25 protein-coding genes are annotated in these 25,358 nt (G+C 66.0%); 17 read left to right on the top strand and 8 right to left on the bottom strand.

Going from position 1 to position 25,358, the window contains the following annotated elements:
* Positions 1-241 precede the first annotated feature (241 nt).
* From GM910_RS20290 to GM910_RS20280, 3 genes are read left to right on the top strand one after another with little or no spacing between them, the layout of a single operon-like run.
* Complete coding sequence (locus tag GM910_RS20290) at positions 242-1,153, top strand: carbohydrate ABC transporter permease (protein WP_159590603.1); 912 nt, start codon at positions 242-244, stop codon at positions 1,151-1,153.
* Complete coding sequence (locus GM910_RS20285) at positions 1,150-1,980, top strand: carbohydrate ABC transporter permease (protein ID WP_159590601.1); 831 nt, start codon at positions 1,150-1,152, stop codon at positions 1,978-1,980. The genes GM910_RS20290 and GM910_RS20285 overlap by 4 nt, the downstream gene beginning before the upstream one ends.
* A gap of 6 nt (positions 1,981-1,986) precedes the next feature.
* Positions 1,987-3,096 carry an ABC transporter ATP-binding protein gene (locus GM910_RS20280; RefSeq protein ID WP_159590599.1) on the top strand — a complete coding sequence of 370 codons (1,110 nt, stop codon included), beginning with the start codon at positions 1,987-1,989 and terminating at the stop codon, positions 3,094-3,096.
* A gap of 241 nt (positions 3,097-3,337) precedes the next feature.
* Here GM910_RS20280 and GM910_RS20275 read toward each other — a convergent pair whose 3' ends face one another.
* The 5 genes from GM910_RS20275 to GM910_RS20255 all read right to left on the bottom strand — a co-directional run bounded on the left by GM910_RS20275 (position 3,338) and on the right by GM910_RS20255 (position 8,156).
* Positions 3,338-4,384 (bottom strand): L-idonate 5-dehydrogenase, encoded by a 1,047-nt coding sequence (locus tag GM910_RS20275; RefSeq protein WP_159590597.1) that lies wholly within the window; start codon positions 4,382-4,384, stop codon positions 3,338-3,340.
* 7 nt (positions 4,385-4,391) lie between these two features.
* Complete coding sequence (locus GM910_RS20270; protein ID WP_159590595.1) at positions 4,392-5,669, bottom strand: TRAP transporter large permease; 1,278 nt, start codon at positions 5,667-5,669, stop codon at positions 4,392-4,394.
* Entirely contained in the window at positions 5,666-6,172 is a 507-nt protein-coding gene (locus tag GM910_RS20265) for a TRAP transporter small permease (RefSeq protein ID WP_159590593.1), read from the bottom strand. Before GM910_RS20265 ends, GM910_RS20270 begins: the two co-directional genes overlap by 4 nt.
* A 290-nt stretch (positions 6,173-6,462) precedes the next feature.
* Complete coding sequence (locus tag GM910_RS20260) at positions 6,463-7,431, bottom strand: TRAP transporter substrate-binding protein (protein ID WP_159590591.1); 969 nt, start codon at positions 7,429-7,431, stop codon at positions 6,463-6,465.
* Between the two features lie 29 nt (positions 7,432-7,460).
* Positions 7,461-8,156 carry a GntR family transcriptional regulator gene (locus GM910_RS20255; RefSeq protein WP_201285557.1) on the bottom strand — a complete coding sequence of 232 codons (696 nt, stop codon included), beginning with the start codon at positions 8,154-8,156 and terminating at the stop codon, positions 7,461-7,463.
* Positions 8,157-8,489: 333 nt separating this feature from the next.
* Between GM910_RS20255 and uxuA the strand changes: the two genes are divergently transcribed.
* On the top strand, positions 8,490-9,707 hold the full coding sequence (gene uxuA, locus GM910_RS20250; protein ID WP_159590587.1) for a mannonate dehydratase: 1,218 nt from the start codon (positions 8,490-8,492) through the stop codon (positions 9,705-9,707).
* Positions 9,704-11,179 carry a mannitol dehydrogenase family protein gene (locus tag GM910_RS20245; RefSeq protein ID WP_159590585.1) on the top strand — a complete coding sequence of 492 codons (1,476 nt, stop codon included), beginning with the start codon at positions 9,704-9,706 and terminating at the stop codon, positions 11,177-11,179. The genes uxuA and GM910_RS20245 overlap by 4 nt, the downstream gene beginning before the upstream one ends.
* An 8-nt stretch (positions 11,180-11,187) precedes the next feature.
* Here GM910_RS20245 and GM910_RS20240 read toward each other — a convergent pair whose 3' ends face one another.
* A complete protein-coding gene (locus GM910_RS20240; RefSeq protein WP_159590583.1) occupies positions 11,188-11,409 on the bottom strand; it encodes a CopG family transcriptional regulator in 222 nt (73 codons plus the stop codon).
* Positions 11,410-11,527: 118 nt separating this feature from the next.
* On the opposite strand from GM910_RS20240, the gene GM910_RS20235 reads away from it, so the two are divergent.
* On the top strand, positions 11,528-11,848 hold the full coding sequence (locus GM910_RS20235; protein WP_159590581.1) for a type II toxin-antitoxin system RelE/ParE family toxin: 321 nt from the start codon (positions 11,528-11,530) through the stop codon (positions 11,846-11,848).
* Positions 11,829-12,137, top strand: a complete 309-nt coding sequence (locus GM910_RS20230; RefSeq protein WP_159590579.1) for an addiction module antidote protein — start codon at positions 11,829-11,831, stop codon at positions 12,135-12,137. Before GM910_RS20235 ends, GM910_RS20230 begins: the two co-directional genes overlap by 20 nt.
* Before the next feature lie 72 nt (positions 12,138-12,209).
* Here the strand turns inward: GM910_RS20230 and GM910_RS20225 are convergent, their stop codons facing one another.
* Both GM910_RS20225 and GM910_RS20220 read right to left on the bottom strand, forming a co-directional pair.
* On the bottom strand, positions 12,210-13,808 hold the full coding sequence (locus GM910_RS20225; protein ID WP_159590577.1) for an ABC transporter substrate-binding protein: 1,599 nt from the start codon (positions 13,806-13,808) through the stop codon (positions 12,210-12,212).
* Complete coding sequence (locus GM910_RS20220) at positions 13,805-14,506, bottom strand: helix-turn-helix domain-containing protein (RefSeq protein ID WP_246226240.1); 702 nt, start codon at positions 14,504-14,506, stop codon at positions 13,805-13,807. Before GM910_RS20220 ends, GM910_RS20225 begins: the two co-directional genes overlap by 4 nt.
* 442 nt (positions 14,507-14,948) lie before the next feature.
* Here GM910_RS20220 and GM910_RS20215 point away from each other — a divergent pair, with 442 nt between their 5' ends.
* From GM910_RS20215 to GM910_RS20170, 10 genes are all read left to right on the top strand, one after another.
* Entirely contained in the window at positions 14,949-15,977 is a 1,029-nt protein-coding gene (locus GM910_RS20215) for an ABC transporter permease (protein ID WP_246226243.1), read from the top strand.
* Entirely contained in the window at positions 15,974-16,879 is a 906-nt protein-coding gene (locus GM910_RS20210; RefSeq protein WP_159590571.1) for an ABC transporter permease, read from the top strand. The genes GM910_RS20215 and GM910_RS20210 overlap by 4 nt, the downstream gene beginning before the upstream one ends.
* Complete coding sequence (locus GM910_RS20205) at positions 16,876-17,712, top strand: ABC transporter ATP-binding protein (protein WP_159590569.1); 837 nt, start codon at positions 16,876-16,878, stop codon at positions 17,710-17,712. The genes GM910_RS20210 and GM910_RS20205 overlap by 4 nt, the downstream gene beginning before the upstream one ends.
* Positions 17,709-18,455, top strand: a complete 747-nt coding sequence (locus GM910_RS20200) for an ABC transporter ATP-binding protein (protein WP_159590567.1) — start codon at positions 17,709-17,711, stop codon at positions 18,453-18,455. Before GM910_RS20205 ends, GM910_RS20200 begins: the two co-directional genes overlap by 4 nt.
* Positions 18,456-18,471: 16 nt before the next feature.
* A complete protein-coding gene (locus GM910_RS20195; protein WP_159590565.1) occupies positions 18,472-18,975 on the top strand; it encodes a GAF domain-containing protein in 504 nt (167 codons plus the stop codon).
* A 391-nt stretch (positions 18,976-19,366) separates the two neighbouring features.
* Positions 19,367-20,116 carry an IclR family transcriptional regulator gene (locus GM910_RS20190; protein ID WP_159590563.1) on the top strand — a complete coding sequence of 250 codons (750 nt, stop codon included), beginning with the start codon at positions 19,367-19,369 and terminating at the stop codon, positions 20,114-20,116.
* Positions 20,117-20,415: 299 nt separating this feature from the next.
* Positions 20,416-21,825, top strand: coding sequence for a syringate O-demethylase (gene desA / locus GM910_RS20185; RefSeq protein WP_159590561.1), 1,410 nt, complete (start codon positions 20,416-20,418; stop codon positions 21,823-21,825).
* Positions 21,826-22,352: 527 nt separating this feature from the next.
* Complete coding sequence (locus tag GM910_RS20180; RefSeq protein WP_159590559.1) at positions 22,353-23,348, top strand: TRAP transporter substrate-binding protein; 996 nt, start codon at positions 22,353-22,355, stop codon at positions 23,346-23,348.
* Between the two features lie 186 nt (positions 23,349-23,534).
* A complete protein-coding gene (locus tag GM910_RS20175) occupies positions 23,535-24,050 on the top strand; it encodes a TRAP transporter small permease (protein WP_159590557.1) in 516 nt (171 codons plus the stop codon).
* Entirely contained in the window at positions 24,047-25,351 is a 1,305-nt protein-coding gene (locus tag GM910_RS20170; RefSeq protein ID WP_159590555.1) for a TRAP transporter large permease, read from the top strand. Before GM910_RS20175 ends, GM910_RS20170 begins: the two co-directional genes overlap by 4 nt.
* The last annotated feature ends 7 nt before the right edge of the window (positions 25,352-25,358 follow it).

Raw genomic sequence — 25,358 nt, 5'->3', positions numbered from 1 at the left:
CAACCGCGCGAAGTGCTCAAGCGGCAGGAGAGCGCCGACCTCCCAGTAGCCCTCATGGTGAGCCTGTCGAACCACGAGGGCGCTTGGCACCAGCAGGACAGAGAGAGGGGCACCGGCTTTCTAAGTATGACGTCATAGAAACATCGCACTCCTCCCCGCCTGACCGGTGCCGGCGTGGGTCCGATCCCCACACGACGGGCTTGACGCCCGGCATCGGTCAGAGCGGGAGGGCGGAGGACTGGTGAGACAATTTTCCCTTCTGTCGCGGACCGCCGGCGCGGCCTTCATGACACCGGCGGGGGTGCTTATCGGCGCCTTCGTCATCGCCCCGTTCTTCTGGGTCATCTACGTCTCCTTCACCAACCGGACGCTGCTTGGGCGCACGGCGCTCAATCCGGAGTTCGTGGGGCTCGGCAACTATTTCTCCCTGTTCGACGCCGCCTCTTTCTTCACGCGCGGCGAGTTCGGCTTCTCGCTGATCCTCACCGTCCAGTTCGTGTTGTTCTCAGCGCTCGCCGGGCAGGCGGTGCTGGGCATGCTGCTCGCCTGGATGCTGCAGTCGGTGCCGAAGTCGCTCAAGCGCCTGACGGAGATGGTGGTGATCGCCGCCTGGATCCTGCCCGAGGTGGTGATCGCCTTCGCCTGGTTCGCCTTCCTCGACTATGACGACGGCACGCTGAACATGATCATGGACGCGCTCGGCCTGCCGCGCGGCGACTGGCTCTTGAGCTTTCCTTTCTGGGTGATCGTCGTCTTCAACACCTGGCGCGGGACCGCCTTTTCCATGATGCTGTTCAACTCGGCCTTCTCGTCGATCCCGCCGAGCTATTTCCAGGCGGCGGATGTGGCGGGGGCGACGAGCTGGCAGAAGTTCCGCGACATCGGGCTGCCGCTCATCCGCGGCCATGTGGTGACGGACCTGATCCTCATCACCATGTGGACCTTCAACGTCTTCACGCCGTTCCTGTTGACCGCGGGCGGGCCGTCCTTTCGCACGGAGATCCTCTCCATCTACACCTACCGCGTCGCCTTCCGCGACTTCGAGTTCGGCAAGGGCGCGGCGGTGGGCGTCATCATCATGCTGATCAATCTCGTCTTCGCGCTGTTCTATCTCTGGGTCACGCGCCGGCGGGCGGCAAGGGTGGCGGCATGACGCGGTACTTGAGCCTCTATTTCACGCGCATCGGCTTTTCCGTGGCGACCGCGGTTCTCGGCGCCGTCTTCGCGCTGCCGCTCATCTGGTTCGTCTTCGCGCCGTTCAACCCGCGCGCCGAGCTCGGCCTTGCCGTGCCGGACCCGTTTTCGCTGGCGAATTTCGAGACAGTCTTCCAGAACGCCTTCGCGCTGCGGGGCCTGTGGAACAGCCTGATCCAGAGCGTCGGCGGGGTGGTCCTGGTCGGCGCCGGGGCGACGCTCGCCTCCTATGCGCTGTCGCGCTCGCCCATCCGCGGCAAGAATGTCGTCACCTATATCCTCCTGCTCTTCTCCTCCGTCGTCTCCGGCTCGGCGGCGATGGTGCCGATCTTCCTGATCGTCAACGGCATGGGCCTGATCGACACGCATATCGCGGTGATCCTGGTCTTCGCCGGCGGGCTTTTGCCGACGGCCATGTTCATCCTGCGCGATTTCATCGACGGCATCCCGAAGAGCTACGAGGAGAGCGCCATGGTGGCCGGCGCCTCGCCGGTGCAGGCCTTCTTCGACGTGGCGCTGCCGGTCATCCGGCCGGGTGTCGTCGTGGTGGTGGTGTGGGCCTTCGTCAACATCTGGGGGAGCTTCCTCATCCCCTTCATCCTCCTGCGCTCCAGCGAGAAGATGCCGGCCTCCGTCGCCATCTATTCCTTCTATTCGGAGGCGGGCACGCCCATCGTCACGCTGCTGGCGGCCTATTCGCTTCTTTATTCGCTCCCCGTGATCGTCCTCTATCTGTTCGTGAGCTGGAAGTTCGGCTTCCGGTTCTTCGGCGGCATCAAGGCTTGATACGCAATGGCTTCAGTCAGTTTCGACAGCGTCACCAAAAAGTTCGGCGACTTCACCGCGGTCTCGGACCTGGGTATCGGGATCGGCGACGGCGAGTTCGTCTGCCTGCTCGGGCCCTCGGGCTGCGGCAAGACGACGACGCTCAGGATGATCGCCGGGCTGGAGACGCCGACTTCGGGCCGCGTGAGGATCGGCGACAGGGACGTCACCTTCATGCACCCGAAGGACCGGAAGATCTCCATGGTCTTCCAGGACTACGCGCTTTATCCGCATATGAACCTGGCCGACAACATAGCCTACCCGCTGAAAGTGCGCGGCGAGAGTAAGGAGAAGCGCCACGCGCGGGCCCGCGAGGTGGCGGACGTCCTGAAGATCGGCCAGCTTCTGGAGCGCATGCCTTCGCAGATCTCCGGCGGCCAGCAGCAGCGCACCTCGCTTGCCCGCGCGCTGGTCTATCCGTCCGACGTCTACCTGTTCGACGAGCCGCTCTCCAATCTCGACGCCAAATTGCGGCTCGAAGCGCGCGGCTTCTTGAACCACCTGCAGCGCGACATGGGCATGACGGCGGTTTACGTTACCCACGACCAGGCCGAGGCGATGGCGCTTGCGACGCGCGTGGCGGTGATGGATGCCGGCGTCGTGGTGCAGTACGCGCCGCCGCTCGAAGTCTACCGCCGGCCGGCCACCACCTTCGTCGCCAATTTCGTCGGCAACCCGCCCATGAACCTTTTGCCCGTCGAGGCGATGATTGCCGACGGCGCGCTGCACCTTAGGGCGGACGGGCTGGCGACGTCGCCCTTGAAGGTCACGCGCGCGGCGGCGAAGGCGCTGGAAGGCGGCAAGAGCCTGACGCTGGGCGTAAGGCCGGAACATCTGTCGATCGCATCGGGCGGCGAGGAGAACACGATCGCCGGTCAATTGTTCGCCAACGAGAACATGGGGCCGGAAGCGCTGGTGACGCTGGAGCGCGAGGATGCGGCCCGCTTCACCGCCCGCATCTTCACCGACGAGATGGTGGCGCTGGAGGGCCGGGTGAGGCTGGGGTTTGCCGCCGATCATATCCATCTGTTCGACGGAGAGGGGCTGAGGCTGCCGTTGGATGGCGAGGAGGGTTGACGGGTCAAACGGAAGCGCCGGCACCCCTTCGCGCCCCCCTCTGTCCTGAGCTTGTCGAAGGGGCCGGACATCTCCCCCGCAAGGGGGGAGATTATCCCTTCATCGACGTTTCGCCTCTTCTGCAGCGCTTGAAGATTTGCGAAGCCAATTTTGACAGCCAATCTCCCCCCATGCGGGGGAGATGTCCGGTAGGACAGAGGGGGGCGCGAAGGGGTGCCGAGATGACCGATCGAACAACCTGTCAGCTACCCGCGAAGGTGAGCTGCACCTTTACCGCCTGGCTGCGGTCGCCGGCGCGGTCGAAGGCGGCCACGGCGTCTTCCAGCGGAAAGCTGCCGGAGATGATGGGGCGTACGTCGATGGCGCGGCTGTCGATGAGGCGGACGGCCTCGGCGAATTCGGCGTCGAAGCGGTGCGAGCCGATGAGGTGGATCTCCTTGCCGACCAGGAGATTGACGGGGATGGGAAGTTCGCCCGTCACGCCCACCTGGACGATGGTGCCCTGCGGGCGCACGGCCTGGATGGCGGATTTCAGGGCGGGCGCGGCGGCGGAGCATTCGAAGGCGAGGTCGAAGGTGCCTTTTTCGTCGTAGTAGGGTTCGAGCACTTGCGCCTCTGCCGCAACGTTCACCGTCTTCGTCGCGCCCATGGCGCGGGCGACCTCGAGCGGCGCATCCTGCAGGTCGGTGACGATGATCTCGGCCGCTCCGGCATGGGCGCATGCCGCTGCGGTGAGGACGCCGATCGGTCCCGCGCCCGTCACCAGAACGCGCTTGCCCTTCGGCGCGCCGGCGCGGCTCACCGCGTGAAGGCACACGGCCAGGGGCTCTGCAACGGCAGCCTCAGTAAGGCTCGTTTCGGGTCCGATCCGTTCGCATTGGAACGCCTGCGAAACGATCAGGTCGCGGAAGCCGCCCTGCTCGTGGGGGAAGCGCATGGCAGAGCCATAGAAGCGCATGGAAAGGCAGTGCTGGCGCAACCCCTCGCGGCAATAGCGGCATTCGCCGCACGGCCGGCTGGGGTTGAGCGCCACGCGGTCGCCGGCGGAAAGGTGGGCTACGCCGTCGCCCACGGCCTCGATAGTGCCCGCCACCTCGTGGCCGAGGATGATCGGCTCGCGCACGCGGATGGGGCCGAAGCCGCCGTCGTGGTAGTAGTGGAGGTCCGAGCCGCAGATGCCGCCGGCACCGACGCGCACCAGCACCTCGCCGGTGCCGGGCGCGGCCACCTTCTGGCGCTCGATGCGGATGTCGTGTGGGCCGTAGAGACGGCAAACGCGGGTTTCCATTTTCACCTCAATCGAACAGGAGGCCGGGCAGCCAGGTCGCCAGCGGCGGATAGTAGGAGACGGCGAGTAAGACCAGAATATTGGTCAGAAGGAAAGGCGCGATCGCCTTGACCACCGGCGCCAGCGGCAGCCGGGCGATATTGGCGCAGATGAAGAGGCAAACGCCGACGGGCGGCGTGGTGAGCCCGATCATCAGGTTTAGCACCGCGAAGGTGGCGAAGTGCAGCGGGTCGACGCCGACGCCCTGTGCCAGCGTCAGGAGCGGGACGAAGAGGACGATCAGCGCGGCGATCGTCTCCATGAACATGCCGATGAAGAGCAGGAAGAGGTTGATGAGCAGGATGACGAGGAACTTGTTCTCCGTCACCGAGAGCACGGCGCTGGCGACGGTCTGCGGGATGCGCTCGGAAACGAGGATCCAGCCGAAGACGTTGGCAAAGCCCACCAGCGCCAGGATGGCGGCGGAGGAGACGGCGCTGTCGACGAGCACCTTGGGAACCATCTTCAGCTTCAGGTCGCGGTAGATGAAAGCGCCGACGATGAAGGCGTAGACGCTGGCGACCACCGCCGTCTCCGTCGGCGTCATCATGCCGGAGAGCAAGCCGCCGACGATGAGGGCGGTCATGGCGAGCGCCCAGAAGGCGCCCATGAAGGCGCGGCCGAGCTCCAAAACGCCCTGCCAGGGCTGATGCGGGTAGTTGCGGCGCACGGCGATGATGTAGGTCGTCACCATCATGGCGAGCCCGAGGAGGATGCCGGGCACGGCGCCGGCGATGAACATGCGGCCGACGGAGATGCCCGAGAGCGAGCCGACGATGATCATCGGCACGCTGGGCGGGATGATGGGGCCGACGGTGGAGGAGGCGGCGGTGACGGCGGCGGAAAAATCGGCCGGATAGCCGGCTTTCTTCATGCCGGGGATCATGACGCCGCCGATGGATGCGGCGTCGGCGACGGCCGTGCCGGATATGCCGCCGAAGAGCATCGAGCCCGCCACGTTGGAAAGGCCCAAGCCCCCGCGCATCCAGCCGACCAGCGCATTGGCGAAGCGGATGATGCGCTCGGTGATGCCGCCATGGTTCATCAGGTTGCCGGCGAGGATGAAGCCGGGGATGGAGAGGAGCACGAAGACATCGATGCCAGCATACATCTTCTGCGGCATGACGACGAGCGGGATGCCGGCGGCCAGCAGATAGCACATGGAGGCGAGCCCGAGGGTGACGGCCACGGGGATGCCGGCGGCGAGCCCGCCGACAAAGACGCCGATGAGGATGGCAAGGTTCATTGCGGCAGGTCCGGGTTGAAGGCGGAGCGCCCGTCGCTGCGGCCCGCCAGCATGGCGACGGCGCGCATTACGGCGAAGACCAGGAGGGAGACGATGAGGACGAGAACGCTGGCGTGGATGAAGCTCATCCGCCAGCCGAGCGCCGGCGAGGTCTGCAGGCTGCCGATGACGGTGAAGCGCCAGGCCGGCAGGATGAGGGCGGCGCACAGGATGACGGTGGCGGCGGCCGAGAGGAAGCGCAGGAGGACGGGCAGGCGGCCCGGCAGCGCCTCGCTGACGATATCGACATTCACGAGGTCGCCGGAGCGGTAGGAAAGGCCGGCCCCGAAGGCGGCGAGGTAGAGGAGGGCGAAGCGGGTGAGCTCCTCCGTCCAGACGGGGGATGAGGAGAAGACGGAGCGGCCGAGGACCTGGACCAGGACGGCGAAGATGAGGATCGCGAAGGAGAGCCCCACCGCGAGGCGGCAGAGGGTGATGAGGGCGGTGTGGAGGCGGTTTGGCATGGTGGGTCCTGGCGTGGGTGCTTTAGGTCGGGTCGGCCAAAGGGCGATGACGGCACACGTCGCGCCCACCCCCCTCCGCCTGCCGGCACCTCCCCCACAAGGGGGGAGGAAAGCCGGCCGCACGCTCCGGCGCCTGTTCTGCGACGTTAGCGATTGGCGAAGGTAGCGGCGACGGCTTCCTCCCCCCTTGTGGGGGAGGTGCCGGCAGGCGGAGGGGGGTCGACGCGACGTGTGCCATCATTTCCAACCAAGTGCCTCCACCCAACAGCGGAACGAAAGGCAGGCGGGAGTCAATCCGCGAACAGCTTCTCCACCACCGGCCGGATTTCCTCGTTCACATTGGCCAGCACCGCGTCCTTCGCCTTCGCGGCGAACGCCTCCTGATCGACTTCGACGAAGGTCATACCTTTCTCCTGGAGCGTGTTGGCGAGCTTCTCCTCGTCGGCCATGAACAGCTCGCGCTCATATTCCTGGGCGCGGTTTGCCGCTTCCATCACCGCTTCCTTGTCCTCGTCGGAAAGCTTGTTCCAGGTGACCTCGGAGATGGTGAGGTAGATCCAGGAGCGCACGTGCTCGGTGAGGTTCACATTCTTCTGCACCTCGTTGAAATTGGCCGAGTGGATGAGCGCCAGCGGGTTTTCCTGGGCATCGATGGTGCCGTTCTGCAGCGAGGTGAAGACCTCCGAGAAGGCCATCGGCGTCGGCTGGGCGCCGAGCGTCTCCCACACGTCGACGAAGAGCGGCACGTTCGGCACGCGCAGCTTCAGGCGGTCGAGCTCGTCCGGCGAGGTGATCGGCCGGTTGGAGGTGAGGTTGCGCGGGCCGCGCGCGAAATAGGCGATGGGGCGGATCTGCGCCTTCTCGACGATCTGCGCTTCGATCCGGTCGCCGATCTCGCCGCCGGCCACTTCGTCCATGTCTTCGAGGCTCTTGTAAGCGTAGGGCACGGCGAGGAGGGCCGCCATGGGCGCCCAATTCTGCAGGCTCTCGCCGGTGATCGTCATGTCGGCGGTGCCGAGTTGCATGCCGTTGATCAAGTCCATCTCCTTGCCGAGCGACTCGTTGGGATAGACCTCGACCTTGAGGCGCCCGTCGGTCAGCGCCGAAAGCTCCTCGCCGAATTTCACCGACGCCTTGTGCCAGGTGTTCTCCTCGTTGGCGAGGTGGCCGAGCTTCAGCGTCATCTCCTGCGCCAGCGCCGAACCGGCGAAGATGACGCCGGCCATGAGCGCCGTCGTGAAGGTGGTCATTGGTTTCATGGTGTTTCCTCCTTATTGATTGGGATTGTTCAGTCCGTCGCTTCGAAGAAATCCGGGCGCGCCTCGGCAATTGCCGGAAGGTCGGTCAGGATCTTGCGCAGATGGCCGCGCATGGCCCGTTCGGCCGCTTGCGCGTCGCGCCGGGCGATGGCCTCGGCGATCTCGGTGTGCTGGGCGACGAGCGCGCGCTTGGGAAAGTGCAGGGCGCTCAGGTAGCGCACGCGGTCCATCTGCGCCTTCACCTCCTCGATCATCTTCCAGGCATGCGCCTTGCCCGCGGCTTCCGCGAGCGTGCGGTGGAAGCGCTCGTCGAGCGCGATGAAGCGGTCGGGCTCGTTGTCCGGCAGCTCCCGCTGGCGGGCGAGCTGCGCGTTCAGCTCCCTGACGAGCGCGTCGTCGGCCTCCTCGGCGACCAGCTTGACGATGTCGGCCTCGATGGCCTCGCGCACGAAGCGGGCATCCATCACCGCCGCCGGCGAAATCTTGCGCACCAGCGTGCCGCGCTGCGGGCGGATTTCCACCAGCCCGTCCTCGGCGAGCTTGATGAAGGCCTCGCGCACGGGCTGGCGGCTCAGCGAATAGGTCTTGGCCACCTCGGATTCGGAGATCCGGCTGCCGGGCGTCAAATCGGCGCCGATGATGCGCTCGCGCAGGATGCGGTAGAGCTGCGGCCCGATGGGCGCGCCCTGTTCCAGCGTCCATTCCCTGCGCGGTTCGACGTTCATCGGCACTTGCCTCCCGAAGGCGGTATTTATCTCCATACTTCCATACTAGTCAACAGGAACGGTTCCTGCTACCCATTGGCGCAGCGAAGCTGGTATGGAGCCGGCGGGTAGGTTGGCAGCTGTCAACGGCGCTTAAGAGGGATGCGCTTAGGTCAATCCCACGCGCGTCATCCCGGCCGAGCGGAGCGAGGGCCGGGATCCATTCCGGAACATGGACGAGTCGCGGAATTGGTCCCGGACAGCCTCCGCTTTGCTCCGGCTTCCGGGATGACGGCGGTAGATTGATCCGCGCATTCCCTTGAGGAAAAGGCGCGAGGTACGAAGGGAGACACGATGAGGCAGACGTGGCGCTGGTTCGGGCCGAGGGATCTCGTCTCGGTGGACGATATGCGGCAGGCGGGCGTGGAGGGCGTCGTCTCGGCGCTGCATCACGTGCCTGCCGGCGCGGTCTGGGAGCCGGCGGAGATCGCCAGGAGGCAGGGCGAGATCGGCCGCATGTCCGACGGCCGGCCCTCGGGCCTCGCCTGGGAAGTGGCGGAAAGCCTGCCCGTCTCCGAGGACATCAAGAGGCAGACCGGCGCCTGGCGCGAGCACATCGCCAACTATAGGACGAGCCTGAAGAACCTGGCGGCCGCGGGCATCGAGGTGGTCTGCTACAACTTCATGCCGGTGCTCGACTGGACGCGCACGGACCTTGCCTGGCGGCTTCCCCACGGCGGCACCTGCATGCGCTTCGACTTCGCGGACTTCGCCGCCTTCGATATCCACATCCTGAAGCGGCCGGGGGCTGTGGGCGATTTCCCCGGCGAGGTGGTGGAAGAGGCGGCCCGCCGCTTTGCCGGGATGGACGAGGAGCGGAAGGAGAAGCTTGCCCGCAATGTCGCCTTCGGTCTTCCAGGTGCCGCCGAGCATCTGACCCTGGAGGGGCTTCGGGCTCATCTTAGGGCCTACGGCGCCATCTCGCCCGAGCGGCTGCGCAGCCACTTCATCGCCTTCCTGGAAGAGGTGGCGCCGACGGCGGAGGAGGCCGGCATCCGGCTTTGCTGCCACCCGGACGACCCGCCGTTCCCCCTGCTCGGCCTGCCGCGCATCATGTCCACCGAGGCCGACTACGCGGCCATGATTAAGGCCGTCGATACGCCCGCCAACGGCATCACGCTGTGCTCCGGCTCGCTCGGCGCCCGGCCCGACAACGACCTGCCCGGCATGATGCGGCGGCTGGGCGGCCGCGTGCACTTCCTGCACCTGCGCAACGTGAGGCGCGAGGGCGAGGCGGTTGCCGGCTCCTTCTACGAGGACGAGCACCTTGCCGGCGGCACCGACATGGTGGCGCTCATCGCCGAGGTGCTGAAAGAGGAGGCGCGCCGCAAGGCGGGCGGCCGCGCCGACCATTCGATCCCCATGCGGCCGGACCACGGACAGGACATCCTCGACGACCTCAAGCGCCAGGCGCAGCCGGGCTACCCCGCCATCGGCCGCCTCAAGGGGCTGGCGGAGCTGCGCGGCATCATGACGGCGCTTTCCCATCCGCAATACGGGCTGACGCCATGAGCGGGCGGCTCGGCGTTAAGACGCTCGCCGGTCTGCCGTCCAAGGTGGTGCGGCCTGCGTACGACCCGGCCCACCATGGCGCCGGCATCGTCCATATCGGCGTCGGCGCCTTCCACCGCGCGCACCAGGCCGTCTATTCGGACACGGCCCTTGCCGAGGCGGGCGGCGACTGGCGCATCGACGGCATCAGCCTGCGCAGCACCGATATCGCCGACGCGCTGAACCCGCAGGACGGGCTCTTTGCGATGATCGAACGCGGCGAGGAGGGCGTCGCGGCGCGGGTGATCGGCAGCATCCGCAAGGTCATCGCCGCCGCGCGCGACCGAGAAGCGCCGCTCGCCGCCCTTGCCGCGCCGGAGACCCGCATCGTCAGCCTCACCGTCACCGAGAAGGCCTACGGCATCGACCGGGCACGGGGAAGGGTGGACGAGGCGCACCCGGCGATCGCCGCCGATCTTGCCGATCGCCATGCGCCGCAAGGCGTGCTCGGGCTCCTTGCCGAGGGGTTGCGGCTGAGGAGGGAGAGGGGGCTTCCGCCCTTCACGGTCCTTTGCTGCGACAACCTGCCGGACAACGGCAACCTCGTGCGCACCGGCCTTCTCGACCTCGCCGCAAGGCTCGACCCGGCTTTCGCCGGATGGATCATCGAGACCGTCTCCTTCCCCTCGACCATGGTCGACCGCATCACCCCGGCGCCCACGGCGGACACGCTGGCCGAGGCGGAGCGGCACCTGGGTGTGCGCGATCTGGCGGCGGTCGAGACGGAGCCCTTCTCGCAATGGGTGATCGAGGACCGCTTCCCCGCCGGCCGGCCCGAATGGGAGCGGGGCGGGGCCATCTTCGTCAACGACGTGGCGCCCTACGAGGCGATGAAGCTCAGGATGCTGAACGGCACCCATTCCATGATGGCCTATGCGGGCTTCCTCTCCGGCCGCAAATATGTACGCGACGTGATGGCCGACAGGGCACTTGCAAGGCTCGTGCGGCGCCACCTGAAGGCGGCCGCCGCGACGCTGGCCCCGCTCGAAGGCATCGATACCGGCGACTATGCGGAGGCGCTCGCGCGGCGCTTCGCCAATCCTGCGATAGCTCACGAGACGTACCAGATCGCCATGGACGGAACGGAGAAGCTGCCGCAGCGCCTCGCGGCACCGGCGCTCTACGCGCTTGAGCACAGCCAGGACCTGCGCCCCTTCGCCTTCGCTGTGGCTGCCTGGATGCGCTACTGCCTTGGGCGCACGGACGACGGCATGGGCTATGCGCTGCGTGATCCGCGGGAGGAGGCGATTGGCGCAGCCCTTGCCGGCGCGGACGATCCCGGCGGCATCGCGCAGGCGCTCTTCGCGCTGCCCGGTGTGTTTCCGCCAAGGCTCGTCGACGACCCTCGCTGGACCGGCCTCGTCACGGACACTCTGTCCGGCATGCTGGAGAAGGGCGTGGCGCCGGCTGTGGAGAAGGCGGTGACGCGGTAAGCGCTTGGTCAGGAAATTTCACACAGACCCTTGACCGTCTCGTGCGTCACCAACGGCGCGTCGGGACGCGGGACGAGCAGCGGGATGCCGTTGCGCTTACCCGAAGTCTGCTGCTGGAGCGAGCGGCGGGCCAGATCGGAGATGACCTCGCCAAGTGGGCACTTGTACTCTTCTGCAATAGCCGTTGCGGCCAGAAGGACATCGTCATCAATCTCTATTGTGGCTCGCATCGGCTCCTCGAATCGCGCACAATTCGCCGCAGCATCATACCGGGAAAGTACTCAACCCTGCAACGAGGCGGCCCACAGCAGGCCTCGACAAAGCGACAACCATGGTTTACATACAACCATGTTCACAATCCGCGAGACGGACGAATTTTCCGATTGGCTGAGCGGATTGCGAGATGAACGCGCCAAAGCCCGGATCGTGCGCAGGATCGACCGGCTTGCCGCCGGAAATCCCGGCGATGTCAAACCGGTCGGTGAAGGTGTTAGCGAGCTGCGCATCGACTATGGTCCCGGCTACCGCGTCTATTTTCTGAGCCGTGGTGCAGCTCTGGTGATACTTTTGTGTGGCGGCGCCAAGCGGACGCAGCCGAAGGACATCAGGAGGGCCAAGGAGCTAGCAAGAGCGTGGAAGGAGAACGAAAGTGGCCCTGAAGACCCGTGACTTTGATCCGGCACGTTATCTGACCACGGAGGAGGCTCAGGAGGAATATCTTCTGGCTACCTGCGAAGACGGATCCCCGGCGGAAATCGCCCACGCGCTGGGCGTGGTCGCGCGCGCTCGCGGCATTTCCGATCTATCGCGCAAGACTGGCCTGACACGCCAGGCGCTCTACAAGGCGCTCAGCGGCGAGGGAAATCCGGAACTGGCGACCATCGCCAAGGTTGCGCGAGCTCTGGGGTTCCGGCTGACGATCGTCCGTGCGGAGGACAAGCACCAGAACGCCGCGTAGCCAGCTCCCTCGCGAACGAGAGCCGCCCAGCTTGGGGCGGCTTTCTTGGTTTCGACGGGCCGGCGGCCCTCCTCACTCCTTCGTCACCAGCCGGTAATAGACGAAGTCCGACGTCGCGCCATTCACATAGCCTTCCACGCCCTTGTCCATGGCCACCTGGTAGGCGGCCTGGAACATGATGACGATGGGGGAGGCCGCCTGCACCTGTTCCTGCAGGTCGACATACATCTCGTTGCGCTTTTCCGGGTCGGATTCGGCGAGCGCCGCCATGGTCAGCTCGTTCATCTCCGCCGGCACGGCCCAGGCGTTCCGCCAGGTGGTGGTGGCCTGGTAGTTTTCGTCGGAGTTGTCGCTGTTATAGGCGAAGGCCTTGGCGTTGGAGTGCGGGTCCATGAAGTCCGGCCCCCAGTAGAGCAGCATCGCCTCGTGGCTGCGCTCGCGGTACTTGGTGATGACCTGCGAGCCGGTGCCGGGGATGATGTCGAAGTTGATGCCGGCCTCGGCGAAGCTTGCCTGCAGCGACTGCGCCATGTCGGTGAAGGGGGTGGAGTTGATGACGTCGAGGGTGACGTTGATGGGCGTCTCAACGCCGGCCTCTTCGAGAATCTGCTTGGCCTTTTCGGGGTCGTAGATGTAGGGCGTCTCGTCGTAGGAGCCGGGAAAGCCCTTGGGCCAGAAGGCCTGGTGGATCTCCATCTGGCCCTTCAGGAAGCTGCCCGCCATGCCCTCGTAGTTGACGAGATAGCGCGCGGCCTCCCACAGGGGCTCCGGCTGCAGGGCCTCCACCTTCTGGTTGAAGGAGAGGAAGTGGACGGCGGCCTGCGGGAAGGTCTCGACCTTGATGTCGTCGCCGGTGATCCCGGCGATCTGGTCGGGCGTCAGGTTGCGCGCCATGTCGACGTCGCCCGAGGTCAGGAGGAGCTGCTGGGTGGCGGCCTCGGCCACGTGCTGGATCAGGACGCCCTCGACCTTGGGCGCGCCCTTGAAATAGTCCGGGTTCGCCTTGAAGCGCACCAGTTCGCCCGGCCGGTAGGTTTGAAGCTCGAAGGGGCCGGAGCCGGCGGAGTTGGCGTTGAGCCACTTGTTGCCCATGTCGCCATCGGCCTCGTGCTCCATCACTGTCTTCTCGTCGACGATGGAAGCCGGGCGGGCGGCCAGCACGTTGAGCACGAAGGCGGGCGAGAATTCGCCCTCGTATTTCACCGTCACCGTGTTGCCCTCGGCGGTGACCATCTCGGCGACGTTCTCCGGCGTCCAGCCGAGCTGGGCGAGGATGAAGGCCGGCGTCAGGTTGAGCTTGATGACGCGGGCGAAGGAGAAGACGACGTCCTCGGCGCGCACCGGGTTCCCGGAATGGAAGGTGGCGTCGTCGCGCAGGGTGAAGGTGATGGTCTTGGCCTCGGCGTCCGCCTCCCATTCGGCGGCAAGACCCGGGGCGAGCACCGTCGGGTCCTCCGCGTCGTATTGCACGAGGCGGTCGTAGACGTTGGTGACGAGCTCGCCGGAGGAGAACTCGTAGGCCTGGGCCGGGTCGATGGCGACGATATCGTCGATGTTCTGCGCCACGACCAGGAGGTTGGGCGGGGTGACGGCGAAGGCCGTGGCTGCCATCGTTCCTGTCACTGGCAGCGACAGGGCTGCCGCCAGGAGGGCGGATTTCAGAGGTTTCATGATTTGCGTTCCCTGTTTCCGGAGGTTTTTGGTTTTGTCTTGCTGCTTTTGGCTGTTTGGCCGCTTTTGGTTGTCTGGTCGCCGGCGATCACGTCCGGCGTGCCGAGCGCGACGCGGTTTGCCGCGTTGAAGAGCGCCAGGGTGCCGGTCCACAGCATGCGCGCCGGCTCGCCGCCCGGATTGGCCCAGGCGTGGGGCACGTTGCCGCGGAAATGCAGGCTGTCGCCGGCGCCCATCACCATCTCCTTGCCGTCGAGAACCTGGGTGATGGAGCCTTCCAGGATGTAGATGATCTCCTCGCCCTCGTGGCTCACCGTCTCGGAGGCATAGCCGGGAGGCACGGTGAGGATGAAGGAGGAGAGCACGTTGCCGGGAAACTCGGTGCCGAGCCGCTCATAGACGATGGACGAGCCGTCGATGGAAAAGCGCCGCCGCGCCTCGGCCCTGGTCAGCGCATCTTCGGCGCGCGGAGCGGAGATGAAATAATCGAGCGGCACGTCGAGCGAGCGGGCGATCTGCGCCAGCGTGCCGAGGGTGGGCGTGGCGTTGTCGCGCTCGACCTGGCTCAGATAGCCGACCGAAAGGCCGGCGGCCTTGCCGAGCTCCTGGAGCGTCAGCCCGAGCTTGCGCCGGCGGGCACGGATGAGGACGCCGAGCCTTGCCTGAACATCGCGCTCGGCTTTCTCGAGGCTGCTCAAAACTTTTTCCCTCAGAAAAATTTTTTTGATGTAAGCAGACTTCTTTGTATGCTCCAAGGGGTTTTTTGGGTCGGTAGAGGAGGTAACCCCTTCGCGCCGGAAGTGGCATTCAGGTTGTATTGAGATTGGTTCAGTTGTTGGAACGCCGGCTCCCCTTCGCGCCCCCCTCTGTCCTGCCGGACATCTCCCCCACACGGGGGGAGATTGGCTGGCCGCTTGCTCCGGCGCCTTTCCTGCAACGCTGGTGGTTGGCGAAACCATATGCGACGGCCAATCTCCCCCCATGTGGGGGAGATGTCCGGCAGGACAGAGGGGGGCGCAAAGGGGAGCCGAGGCTGCAAGCATATGCTTTATTCTCCCTGAACCCGTCCCATTGAGAGGCCGTTCCGTGGCGTTCGAACCATCACCGGCAGACAGCAGCGCGCGTATGAGCGCCGGCGTCATGGCTGGGCAGGCGGCGCGGGGGGTGGCGGGCATCGCCCGCTTCGTGCTGGTGGTGGCGGCGACCTTTCTCGGGCTTCTGGCCATCACCTTCTTCATCGGCCGCGTGGTGCCTATCGACCCGGTTCTGGCCGTGGTCGGCGACCGGGCGACGGCGGCGGTCTATGAGGCGGCGCGCGAGCGGATGGGGCTCGACCGGCCGCTCCTCGTGCAGTTCTTCTCCTATGTCGGCGACGTGCTCACGGGAAATCTCGGCCAGTCCATCTCCACGGGCAGGGCGGTGGTCGACGATCTCGGCCGCTTCTTTCCCGCCACGCTGGAGATGGCGACGGTGGGCATCCTGATCGGCGTTGCGCTCGGCGTGCCGATGGGCGTGACGGCGGCGAGGCGGCAGGGAAGCTGGGCCGATCAGGTGATCCGCGTCCTGGGCCTGCTCGGCTATTCCGTGCCGGCTTTCTGGCTGGGGCTGGTGGGGCTTGCCGTCTTCTATGCCGGGCTCGGCTGGGTGGCGGGACCGGGGCGCATCGACATCTTCTATGAGGGCCTGGTGGAGCCGGTGACGGGCATCTACCTGATCGACAGCCTGATGGCCGGCGAATGGGAAGTCTTCTGGAACGCGGCGAGCCACCTTCTGCTGCCGGCCTCGATCCTCGGCTTCTTCAGCCTCGCCTATATCGCCCGCATGACGCGCTCCTTCATGCTCGACCAGCTTTCCCAGGAATACGTGACAACAGCGCGCGTGAAGGGCGTGCCGGAGCGGCGGGTGATCTGGCGCCATGCCTTCTATCCGATCCGCATCCAGCTCATCACCGTGATCGGGCTTTCCTATGCGAGCCTTCTCGAAGGCTCGGTGATGATCGAGACGGTCTTTTCCTGGCCCGGCATCGGCCGGTATCTGACGGTGGCGCTTCTGAACGCCGACATGAACGCCGTGCTGGGCGCCACGCTGGTGATCGGCTCCGTCTTCATTCTCATCAACAAGGTTTCCGACGTGCTCTACCGCATACTCGATCCGAGGGCGCGGCGATGAGTGCGGTGCGCGACTGGCTTCTCGATGATTCCCCGTCCTCGCGCCTGCAGGCGAGCCTCGGGCGCGCCTGGCGCAGCTTTTCCGCCCTCATGCGCAATCCGCTGGCGGTGGCCGGCGCGCTCATCATCGTGGTGCTGATCGTGATGGCCGTCTTCGCGCCGTGGATCGCGCCCCATTCGGCCATCGGGCAGGACCTTGCCAACCGGCTGGCGCCGCCATCGGCCCTTCACTGGATGGGCACGGACGAGCTTGGCCGCGACATCTTCTCGCGTGTCGTCTACGGTTCGCGCATCACGCTCATGATCGTCACCATGGTGGCCGTCATCTCCGCGCCCATCGGGCTTCTCGTCGGCGCGGTCTCCGGCTATTTCGGCGGCTGGACGGACCGTGTGCTGATGGGTGTCACGGATATCTTTCTCTCCATGCCCAAGCTTATCCTGGCGCTCGCCTTCGTGGCGGCGCTGGGGCCGGGCATCGAGAACGCCATCATCGCCATCGCGATTACCGCCTGGCCCGTCTATGCCCGCATCGCGCGTGCCGAGACCATCACGTTCCGCGATTCCGAATTCATCGCAGCCGTTCAGCTGCAGGGCGCCTCCTCGGTGCGCGTCATCCTGCGCCACGTGCTGCCGCTGTGCGCCTCCTCCACCATCATCCGCGTCACGCTCGACATGGCCGGCATCATCCTGACGGCGGCGGGGCTGGGCTTCCTCGGCCTCGGCGCGCAGCCGCCGCTGCCCGAGTGGGGCGCCATGATCTCCAGCGGGCGCAACTTCATCCTCGACCAGTGGTGGGTCGCCACCATGCCGGGCTTCGCCATCATCGCCGTCAGCCTCGGCTTCTGCTTTCTGGGCGACGGGTTGCGCGACGTGCTCGACCCCAAGCAGAGGGACGGGAGATGACGGCGCCGCTCCTTACCATCAAGAACCTCACCGTCACCTTTCCGACGCCGAAGGGGCCGGTGGAGGTGGTGCGCGGCATCTCCTTCTCACTTGGGCGCGAGCGGCTGGGGATCGTCGGCGAGAGCGGGTCCGGCAAGTCGATGACCGGGCGCTCGATCCTCAAGCTCATCCGCCCGCCCGGGCGGGTGACGGCGGACGAGATGGTGTTCGACGGCATCGATCTCATGGGGCTGCGCGAGCGGCGGATGCGGGAATTGCGCGGGGCGCGCATCTCCATGGTCATGCAGGACCCGAAGTTCTCGCTCAATCCGGTGATGACGGTGGGCGAGCAGATCGGCGAGGCGCTGCAGACGCACCGGCCGATGCCGCGGCGCCAATTGCGCGCGCGGGTGCTGGAGATGCTCGAAGCGGTGCGCATCAACGAGCCGGAGCGGGTGGCGGACCTTTACCCGCACGAGGTGTCGGGCGGCATGGGGCAGCGGGTGATGATCGCCATGATGCTGATCCCGGAGCCCGACCTTTTGATCGCCGACGAGCCGACCTCGGCGCTCGACGTGTCGGTGCAGGCGCAGGTGCTCGACATCATCGATGAATTGGTGAGGAGGAACGGCATGGGGCTGATCCTCATCAGCCATGATTTGGGCCTCGTGGCGCGCTATTGCGACCGCATCCTGGTGATGAACGGCGGGGCCATCGTCGAGGAATGCGCGGCGCGCGATCTCGACAAGGCGAGACACCCCTATACGCGCGGGCTGCTTGCCGCCATGCCGCGCATGGACGAGGACCGGGAGGAACTGCCGGTGCTCGACAGAACCGCATGGGCGGCCACATGAACGCCATCGAACTTGCCCGTCTCGATATCGCCTACGGGCCGGCAAGGGTCGTGCACGACGTGTCGCTCACCGTTGCCGAGGGGGAGAGCTTCGCGCTCGTCGGCGAGAGCGGCTCGGGCAAATCGACCATCCTCAAGGCGATCACCGGGCTGGCGCCGGAATGGACGGGGGAGATCTCAGTTCTCGGCAATCCGCGCGCGCACCGGCCCGACCGCGGCTTTGCGAAAACCTGCCAGATGGTGTTCCAGGACCCCTACGGCTCGCTGCATCCGCGCAAGACGGTGGACGACTGCCTGGCCGAGCCGCTCGCCGTGCATGGCGTCGGCGGGCGCGACGAGAGGGTGAAGGCGGCGCTTGCGGCGGTCGGCCTCGACCGGCGTTTCCGCTTCCGCTATCCGCACCAGCTTTCCGGCGGGCAGCGGCAACGTGTGGCCATCGCCCGCGCGCTGATGCTGGAGCCGCGCATCCTGCTTCTCGACGAGCCGACCTCGGCGCTCGACGTCTCGGTGCAGGCGGAAATCCTCAACCTGTTGAAGAAATTGCGCCGGGCCGAGGGGCTGACCTATCTTCTCGTCACCCACAACCTGCCCGTCGTCTCCTTCCTCTGCGACCGGCTGGCCGTCATGCGGCATGGCCGCATCGTCGAGGTGGCGCATGTCGAGGCGCTGAAGACGGGGAGGCTTGCCGACCCCTATTCGCGCGAACTCTATGCCGCCAGCGGCGGCACTCTTCAACCAGCATAGATCGGGACATTTCATAATGACGGATATCGACGGCGCGCTCGCCGCATTCGACCAGGCGCTCTCACTTGCCAAGGAGCCGGAGGCGCCCTTTGCAGCGCTTTTCGCGCTCACCCAGGCGCTCGTCGGCGCCAAGCTCTTCACTTTCACGACGGTGGAGATGGAGAGGGGGCTTGTCCGCCGCGCCTATACGAGCGACCCGAACAGCTATCCTTCCTCCGGCACGAAGCCTGTCCGCCAGGACCGCTGGTTCGAAGAGGTGCACGACGCGCGGCGCATGTTCGTCGCCAACAAGCTGGCCGATATCGCCAGGATCTTTCCCGACTACGCGCTGATCGGCGCGCTGGGCTGCGGCTCGGTCATCAACCTGCCCGTGGTGCTGGGCGACGCGCTGGTGGGGACGGTCAACATGCTGCACGGCGAGGATCACTATACGCCGGAGCGGCAGGCGCTGGTTGGAAGGGTGCTGCCCGTGCCGGCGAAGGCGGCCTATCTGGCGGGTGTGTATCTTTCGCGGGGGTAGGGCGAGGTGCATTGGCTTGGCGCAAGCTTTCTGGCTGGCTCAGCGCCCCTTCGCGCCCCCCTCTGCCCTGAGCTTTCCGCTTCCGCCCCATCGCCTCCGGAGAGGTCAGCCGCGACCCGCAATCCTGCCTCAAACCCGATACGCCTCCCGCGCCACCGCCGAATACGGGCACACGCCACCGTCGCGCGGATCTCCGTCTGGACATGCCTCTCGACCACCGGGCGCGGGGTGCCGCCACCTTCCTCGCCCCAGGTGAGCGTCACCTCCGTTCCGGGCTTGCTAACGCCCGTGGGGTGCGGCGAACGCATTCTCCTTTGCCCGTCCTCCCGGCCTCGCCCCCCGACATGCCGAATTGACGGGATTCCGAATTTCACATATTTGAAGCTACATGATGATGAAAGACAAACAGCCAGCCTCTGTCAAGTCCGCCGCCCGCGCCATGGACATCGTCGAGCAGGTCTCGCGCTCAGGATCGGCGACGGCGCGCGAGATCAGCCGTGCCACCGGCATTCCCGAAAGCAGCCTTTCCTACCTTTTGACGACACTGGTCAGCCGGCACTGGCTTTTGCCCGGCACTGATCGGGCCTATGTGATCGGCCCGGCGCTCGCGCGGCTTGCCTCCGGCGCCCCGCCGACGCTTGCCGAGCGGCGGGCGGCGATCCTGCGCGCCGTCACCCGCTCGACGGGCGAGACCTCGTCCCTCTTCATCCGGCGCGGCAACGACGTGGAGGTGGTGGATGTGGAGCTTTCCGCCCACCCGCTGCGGTTCACGCCGCAAAAGGGCATGCGCGTGCCGCTGCACAGCTTCGCCTCCGGCAAGGCGCTCCTGGCGGCACTCCCGCCGGATCAACTCGACGAATGCCTGGCGGCCATGCCGTGCGCGCGCTTCACGCCCTATACGCTGGTCGACGAGGAAAGCCTGCGGGAGGACCTGAAGCGCACCGCGGACCGCGGATACGCCCTATCGCGCGAGGAGCATACGATCGGCGTCATGGGCATCGGCGTGGCGCTCGACGGCCGATACAGCCTCAGCGTGGCGATCCCCTCGCCGCGCTTCGACCATCTCACCGAGAGAAGGATCGCCGACGAGATCGTCCGGATTGTGGATGAGATGGACGGGTGGGGGCGGGAGACGGCGTAGGGCGGTCTGTTTTCCAGGTGGGAGTCGGCAAAGGGAGATGATGGCTCCCGTCGCCACCACCCCCTTCCGCCTGCCGGCACCTCCCCCCACAAGGGGGGAGGAAGGCTGGCCGCTTGCTCCGGCGCTTCTTCTGCAACGCTGGCGACGGCTTTCCTCCCCCTTGTGGGGAGGTGCCGGCAGGCGGAGGGGGGTGGTGACGAGGGGTGCAGGTCTTGACAAGGAGGCGGCTCGGCTGTTTTCATATATATGTACTTCATATCCATGAAGCCCAATGGATACCGGTAAAGGGAGGAAGGCCGATGTCGAAACGTAGCCTCGAGGATCTGCTCCAGGATTGCCGCAATCCCGTCGAGCTCCTCCGCAATCAGATAACGGGACCCAACGTCTATCCCGGCGTGCCGGCCGAGTTCACCAACTGGCGCGACGAGCAGGCGGCGTGGCAGAACACCTGCGTGCTCTTCAACCAGTCCTACCACATGGCCGACCTTGCCGTGGAAGGGCCGGACGCGCTCAAGCTCATCTCCCGTCTCGGCATCAACAGCTTCGCCAATTTCGCCGTCGACAAGGCCAAGCAGTTCATCCCATGCAGTCCCGACGGCTATGTGATCGGCGATGTCATCCTGTTCTACCTGGCCGAGAACACGTTCAACCTGGTGGGCCGCATTCCGGCGCTCAACTGGGTGCGCTTTAACGCCGAGACCGGCGGCTACGACGTGAAGACCGAGCTCGACGAGCGCTCGGCCGCGCGCCCCGACCCCTTCAACCGCAAGTCCTACCGCTTCCAGGTGCAGGGGCCGAATGCGATGAAGGTCATCGAGAAGGTGCTGGGAGGGCCGGCGCCGGACGTCAAATTCTTCAATATGGCGCCGGTCGAGATCGCCGGCAGGAAGGTGCGGGCGCTGCGCCATGGCATGGCCGGCCAGCCCGGGTTCGAGTTTTTCGGGCCGTGGGCGGACGGGGAGGCGGTGCGCGAGGCGATCGTCGCGGCGGGAGAGGAGTTCGGCCTCTTGCAGGTGGGCGGGCGGGCCTACTCGTCCAACACGCTGGAATCGGGCTGGATCCCGTCGCCGCTGCCGGCGATCTACACGGGCGAGGCGATGAAGCCCTACCGCAAGTGGCTGCCCGACGACGGCTACGAGGCCAAGGCCTCGATCGGCGGCAGCTTCGCCTCCGACGATATCGAGGACTATTACCTGACCCCCTGGGACCTCGGCTACGGCCATGTCGTGAAGTTCGACCACGACTTCATCGGCCGCGAGGCGCTGGAGAAGAAGGCCGGGGGGCCGCACCGCAAGAAGGTGACGCTGGCGCTGGAGAACGAGGACGTGATGCGCGCCATCGCCTCGCAATTCGAGAAGGGCGAAGGCCGCGCCAAGTTCATGGAGTTCCCGTCGGCCGTCTATTCCATGCACCCCTTCGACAAGGTGACCGCCGGCGGAAAGACGATCGGTATCTCCACCTGGATCGGCTACAGTTCGAACGAGCGCAGGATGCTGACGCTGGCCATCCTCGACACCGAATATGCCGAGCCGGGCACGGAGGTCACCTTCGTCTGGGGCGAGGAAGGGGGCGGTACGAGGAAGCCCGCCGTCGAGCCTCATACGCGGACGGAGATCCGCGCCATCGTCAGCCCCGTTCCCTATGCCGAGGCTGCGCGCAAGGTGTATGTCGGCAAGGGCTGGCGCGCGGAAGGCGGGCCGATGAGCTGAGGTGCGGGGCAGGGGCTTCCGCGAGGGCTCACTGCTAACGTTTGCTTGGCATCGATCGCTGGTGGTGTTTCGATGTTCCGGCATAGGCCGATCATTCAGGCAATCGGGTCTGTGAGATGCCATGCATCGGTGGGAGAGCATGCCATGAACATCGCCTTGGGCGTTCGGCCAATGGAGATGACGGCGCCCCTTCGCGCCCCCCTCTGTCCTGCCGGACATCTCCCCCACACGGGGGGAGATTACCCTGGCCGCTTGCTCCGGCGCCTCTTCTGCAAGGCTGGCGATTGGCGAAAACGAGCATGACGGCTGATCTCCCCCCGTGTGGGGGAGATGTCCGGCAGGACAGAGGGGGGGGCGTGAAGGGGCGCCAAGGCCATCCCTTCAAACACAATTATAGCAAAAACTTATGCCGCGAACCGACTTCGAATTGGCCTGGAGCCGGGGCCGGGCCTAACCATTGCGTTCGTCATCGGGCCCGTGCCGGTATCGGCGCCGGCGGTCCTTTTGGCATGAGGGAGGAGAATGAGATGAAAGCTTTCTTCAATAAGTCCGCCGGTTTGCTGATGCTGGCGTCAAGCATGATCGCGGCGCCGGCAATGGCGCCCGCCGAGACGCTGTCGCTGGCGCATTTCGTGGCGCCCGCGCATGTGGTCACCGCCTCGGTGGTGGAGCCGTTGTCGAAGGGCGTGGAGGCCGACAGCGGCGGCGACCTGACGATCCAGGTCCATCCCGGCGGCGAATTGGGCGCCGGCCCGATGGAGCAGTATGTGCGCGCCGTCCAGGGCGTCGCCGACATCACCTGGGGGCTGTCGGGCTATACGTCCTCGCAGTTTCCCAAGTCGATGATCGTCGAGATGCCCGGCGCCATCCCCGAGGGCGTGACCGGCTACGACATGCTGTGGAACGCCCTCGACGAGCATCTGTCCGACGAGTTTCCCGGCACGCGGCCGCTCGCGCTGTGGGTCTCCGAGCCCAGCATCTTCATCATGCGCGACCGCGAGATACGCTCGCCCGAGGATCTGAAAGGCCTGCGCATCCGCGTCTCCGGCTCGGTGCCGGGCGCGCTTGTCGAGGCGTTCGGCGCGACGCCCGTGCAGATGCCCGCCGGCGAGATGTACAATGCGCTGCAGACGGGGCTGATCGACGGCATCGTGACAGGCGCCAGCGCCGTCAACGACTTCAAGCTCGACGAGGTGGCGAATTCCTATTCGGTCGGCGCGCCGCTCGGCCACATCATGTTCTACCTGGTCATGAACGAGGCGCGCTATGAGGGCCTGAGCGAGGAGCATCGCGCCATCCTCGACAAGCACACCGGGCGCGGCCTCTCGCAGAAGGGCGAGGAGGGATGGAACGCCCTGGCCGAGCGCACGCTGCTGGCGCTGCGCGACAACCCGGACAACACGGTGATCGACCTGACGGAGGAGGAGGTCGCCGCCTTCACCGAGATCGCCGACCCCCTGCGCGAGAAACTGCTCGAAGACATGGGGGCGGAGGACGTGCTGGCGGCCATGACCGGCAACTGACGGCTAGATCGTTTCAGTGTTTCACGGAAACGCTGAAACGATCTAAGCTTTTGATTTTACGCAATTCCGGACGGAAAACCGGTGTCCACTTTTCCTGGAATTGCTCCAGCGCATCGGCCCGAAAATCGGGATCGATTTTCGGAAAGCACGATGCGTCGTTCCAATAATCTACAGCGAGCGGGTTCGATGCTGGATTTCTTGCGGACAAACGTGGACAGGCTGATCGGCCTGTCCAGCATGGCCGGCAGCGCGGCGCTGGTGCTCGTCACCTGTGTCGTGCTCGTCGATGTGATCGGCCGCTATTTCGGGGCGCCGCTGCGCGGGGCGCAGGACATCGGCCAGATGTCGATGGTGATCATCGTCTTCGGCGGCATGGCCTATTGCGACCGCATCAAGGGGCACATCGCCGTCGACATCTTCGAGAACAGTTTTCCGCCGCGGCTGAACCGCGCGATCGACATCGCCGTCGCGCTGCTCGGTGCTGCGATCTTCGCGGCCATTGCCTGGAAGATCATCCAGTCGGCCCAGCTGTCGCTGATGCTCAACCTGTCCACCAACATCATCAACCTGCCCAAGGCGTGGTTCCAGTGGGCGCTGGCCGGCTTTTCCATTCTCACCGCGCTGACGATGGCGCTGCGGGCCGCCGAGATCGTTCTGGCGGGCCTTGAGGCCGGCGGAGAACAGGGGAGGGAGGTGCTTTGAGCCCGGGCCTGGTCGGCCTGATCGGCATCCTCGCGCTGTTCGCGCTTCTGGCGCTCCGCATTCCCGTCGCCTTCGCCATGTTCGTCGTCGGGCTTGCCGGCGTGTCGGTTCTGTCGAGCCCGGCCAACGCGTTCAACCTCCTCGCCAGCGAGACCTTCACGCTGGCCTCCAGTGCCGAGCTGATCGTGGTGCCGCTCTTCATCCTCATGGGCAACGTGGCGACCGCCAGCGGCATGAGCCGGCGGCTCTACGACGCGGCCTACGCGATCATCGGCTCGATCAGGGGCGGGCTTGCCTCGGCCACCATCGTCGGCTGCGGCGGATTTGCCGCGCTGTGCGGCTCCTCGGTCGCCTCAGCGCTCACCATGGGCCGCGTGTCGCTCGCCGAGATGGAGCGGTTCAACTACGACCCCAGGCTTTCGACGGGTGCCGTGGCGGCCGGCGGCACGCTCGGCATCCTCATTCCGCCGTCCACCGGCTTCGTGGTCTACGCCATCCTGACGCAGCAATCGATCGGCCGCCTGTTCCTCGCCGGCGTTTTGCCGGGCATCATGCTGTTGCTCCTGTTCATCCTGCTCATCACGGCGCTGTCCATCCTGCGGCCCAGCTACGGGCCGAGCGGCCCGCACAGGAGCTTGCGGGAGAAGTCGGCCGCCCTCCTGGGCGCCGTCCCGATCATCGGTATCGTGCTTTTGACCATCGGCGGCATCTATGTCGGCTTCTTCTCGCCGGTGGAGGCGGCGGCGGTGGGGGCCGGGCTGGTGACGCTCTTCAGCGTCGTGGCGCGCCAGCTGACGATGAAGTCGTTCTACCATGCGGTGCGCGATTCCATCACTACTACGGCGACGGTCATGCTGATCCTGATCTCCGCGCACCTGCTCAACCCGTTCCTCGCCTTGAGCCGGATCCCGCATGAGGTGGCAACGCTTTTGACCGGCCTCGATATCGGCCCGACCGGCATCCTGGCGCTCATCCTTCTATGCTATCTCGTGCTCGGCCTCTTCCTCGAAGGCTTCGCCATGCTGGTTTTGACGATGCCGATCTTCTTCCCGATCGTTGTCGGGCTCGGCTTCGATCCCATCTGGTTCGGCGTGCTGGTGGTGCTGACGCTGGAGATGGGGCTGATCAGCCCGCCGGTGGGCGTCAACGTCTTCATCGTCAAGTCGGTGGCGCCGAATATCCCGCTGCGCGACATCTTCGCCGGCGTCATGCCGTTCTGGTTCGTGATGCTGATCGCGGTGATCCTGCTCGTCCTTTTCCCGCAGATCGCACTGTTCCTGCCGAACACGATGATCGGATAGGGGAGCG

Origin of the sequence: Chelativorans xinjiangensis, assembly GCF_009812055.1 — a bacterium.
GTDB classification, from domain to species: Bacteria; Pseudomonadota; Alphaproteobacteria; order Rhizobiales; family Rhizobiaceae; genus Chelativorans; species Chelativorans xinjiangense.
This window is presented reverse-complemented; position numbering and strand designations above follow the sequence as displayed.

What these genes read in the sequence shown, in the direction of transcription:
- GM910_RS20240 (WP_159590583.1), bottom strand. Translation starts at nt 11,409, where the DNA reads ATGCGAGCCACAATAGAGATTGATGACGATGTCCTTCTGGCCGCAACG.
- GM910_RS20280 (WP_159590599.1), top strand. Translation starts at nt 1,987, where the DNA reads ATGGCTTCAGTCAGTTTCGACAGCGTCACCAAAAAGTTCGGCGACTTC.
- GM910_RS20210 (WP_159590571.1), top strand. Translation starts at nt 15,974, where the DNA reads ATGAGTGCGGTGCGCGACTGGCTTCTCGATGATTCCCCGTCCTCGCGC.
- GM910_RS20270 (WP_159590595.1), bottom strand. Translation starts at nt 5,669, where the DNA reads ATGAACCTTGCCATCCTCATCGGCGTCTTTGTCGGCGGGCTCGCCGCC.
- GM910_RS20260 (WP_159590591.1), bottom strand. Translation starts at nt 7,431, where the DNA reads ATGAAACCAATGACCACCTTCACGACGGCGCTCATGGCCGGCGTCATC.
- GM910_RS20255 (WP_201285557.1), bottom strand. Translation starts at nt 8,156, where the DNA reads ATGAACGTCGAACCGCGCAGGGAATGGACGCTGGAACAGGGCGCGCCC.
- GM910_RS20175 (WP_159590557.1), top strand. Translation starts at nt 23,535, where the DNA reads ATGCTGGATTTCTTGCGGACAAACGTGGACAGGCTGATCGGCCTGTCC.
- GM910_RS20225 (WP_159590577.1), bottom strand. Translation starts at nt 13,808, where the DNA reads ATGAAACCTCTGAAATCCGCCCTCCTGGCGGCAGCCCTGTCGCTGCCA.
- GM910_RS20195 (WP_159590565.1), top strand. Translation starts at nt 18,472, where the DNA reads ATGACGGATATCGACGGCGCGCTCGCCGCATTCGACCAGGCGCTCTCA.
- GM910_RS20285 (WP_159590601.1), top strand. Translation starts at nt 1,150, where the DNA reads ATGACGCGGTACTTGAGCCTCTATTTCACGCGCATCGGCTTTTCCGTG.
- GM910_RS20200 (WP_159590567.1), top strand. Translation starts at nt 17,709, where the DNA reads ATGAACGCCATCGAACTTGCCCGTCTCGATATCGCCTACGGGCCGGCA.
- GM910_RS20235 (WP_159590581.1), top strand. Translation starts at nt 11,528, where the DNA reads ATGTTCACAATCCGCGAGACGGACGAATTTTCCGATTGGCTGAGCGGA.
- uxuA (WP_159590587.1), top strand. Translation starts at nt 8,490, where the DNA reads ATGAGGCAGACGTGGCGCTGGTTCGGGCCGAGGGATCTCGTCTCGGTG.
- GM910_RS20245 (WP_159590585.1), top strand. Translation starts at nt 9,704, where the DNA reads ATGAGCGGGCGGCTCGGCGTTAAGACGCTCGCCGGTCTGCCGTCCAAG.
- GM910_RS20205 (WP_159590569.1), top strand. Translation starts at nt 16,876, where the DNA reads ATGACGGCGCCGCTCCTTACCATCAAGAACCTCACCGTCACCTTTCCG.
- GM910_RS20265 (WP_159590593.1), bottom strand. Translation starts at nt 6,172, where the DNA reads ATGCCAAACCGCCTCCACACCGCCCTCATCACCCTCTGCCGCCTCGCG.
- GM910_RS20190 (WP_159590563.1), top strand. Translation starts at nt 19,367, where the DNA reads ATGATGAAAGACAAACAGCCAGCCTCTGTCAAGTCCGCCGCCCGCGCC.
- GM910_RS20215 (WP_246226243.1), top strand. Translation starts at nt 14,949, where the DNA reads ATGGCTGGGCAGGCGGCGCGGGGGGTGGCGGGCATCGCCCGCTTCGTG.
- GM910_RS20180 (WP_159590559.1), top strand. Translation starts at nt 22,353, where the DNA reads ATGAAAGCTTTCTTCAATAAGTCCGCCGGTTTGCTGATGCTGGCGTCA.
- desA (WP_159590561.1), top strand. Translation starts at nt 20,416, where the DNA reads ATGTCGAAACGTAGCCTCGAGGATCTGCTCCAGGATTGCCGCAATCCC.
- GM910_RS20275 (WP_159590597.1), bottom strand. Translation starts at nt 4,384, where the DNA reads ATGGAAACCCGCGTTTGCCGTCTCTACGGCCCACACGACATCCGCATC.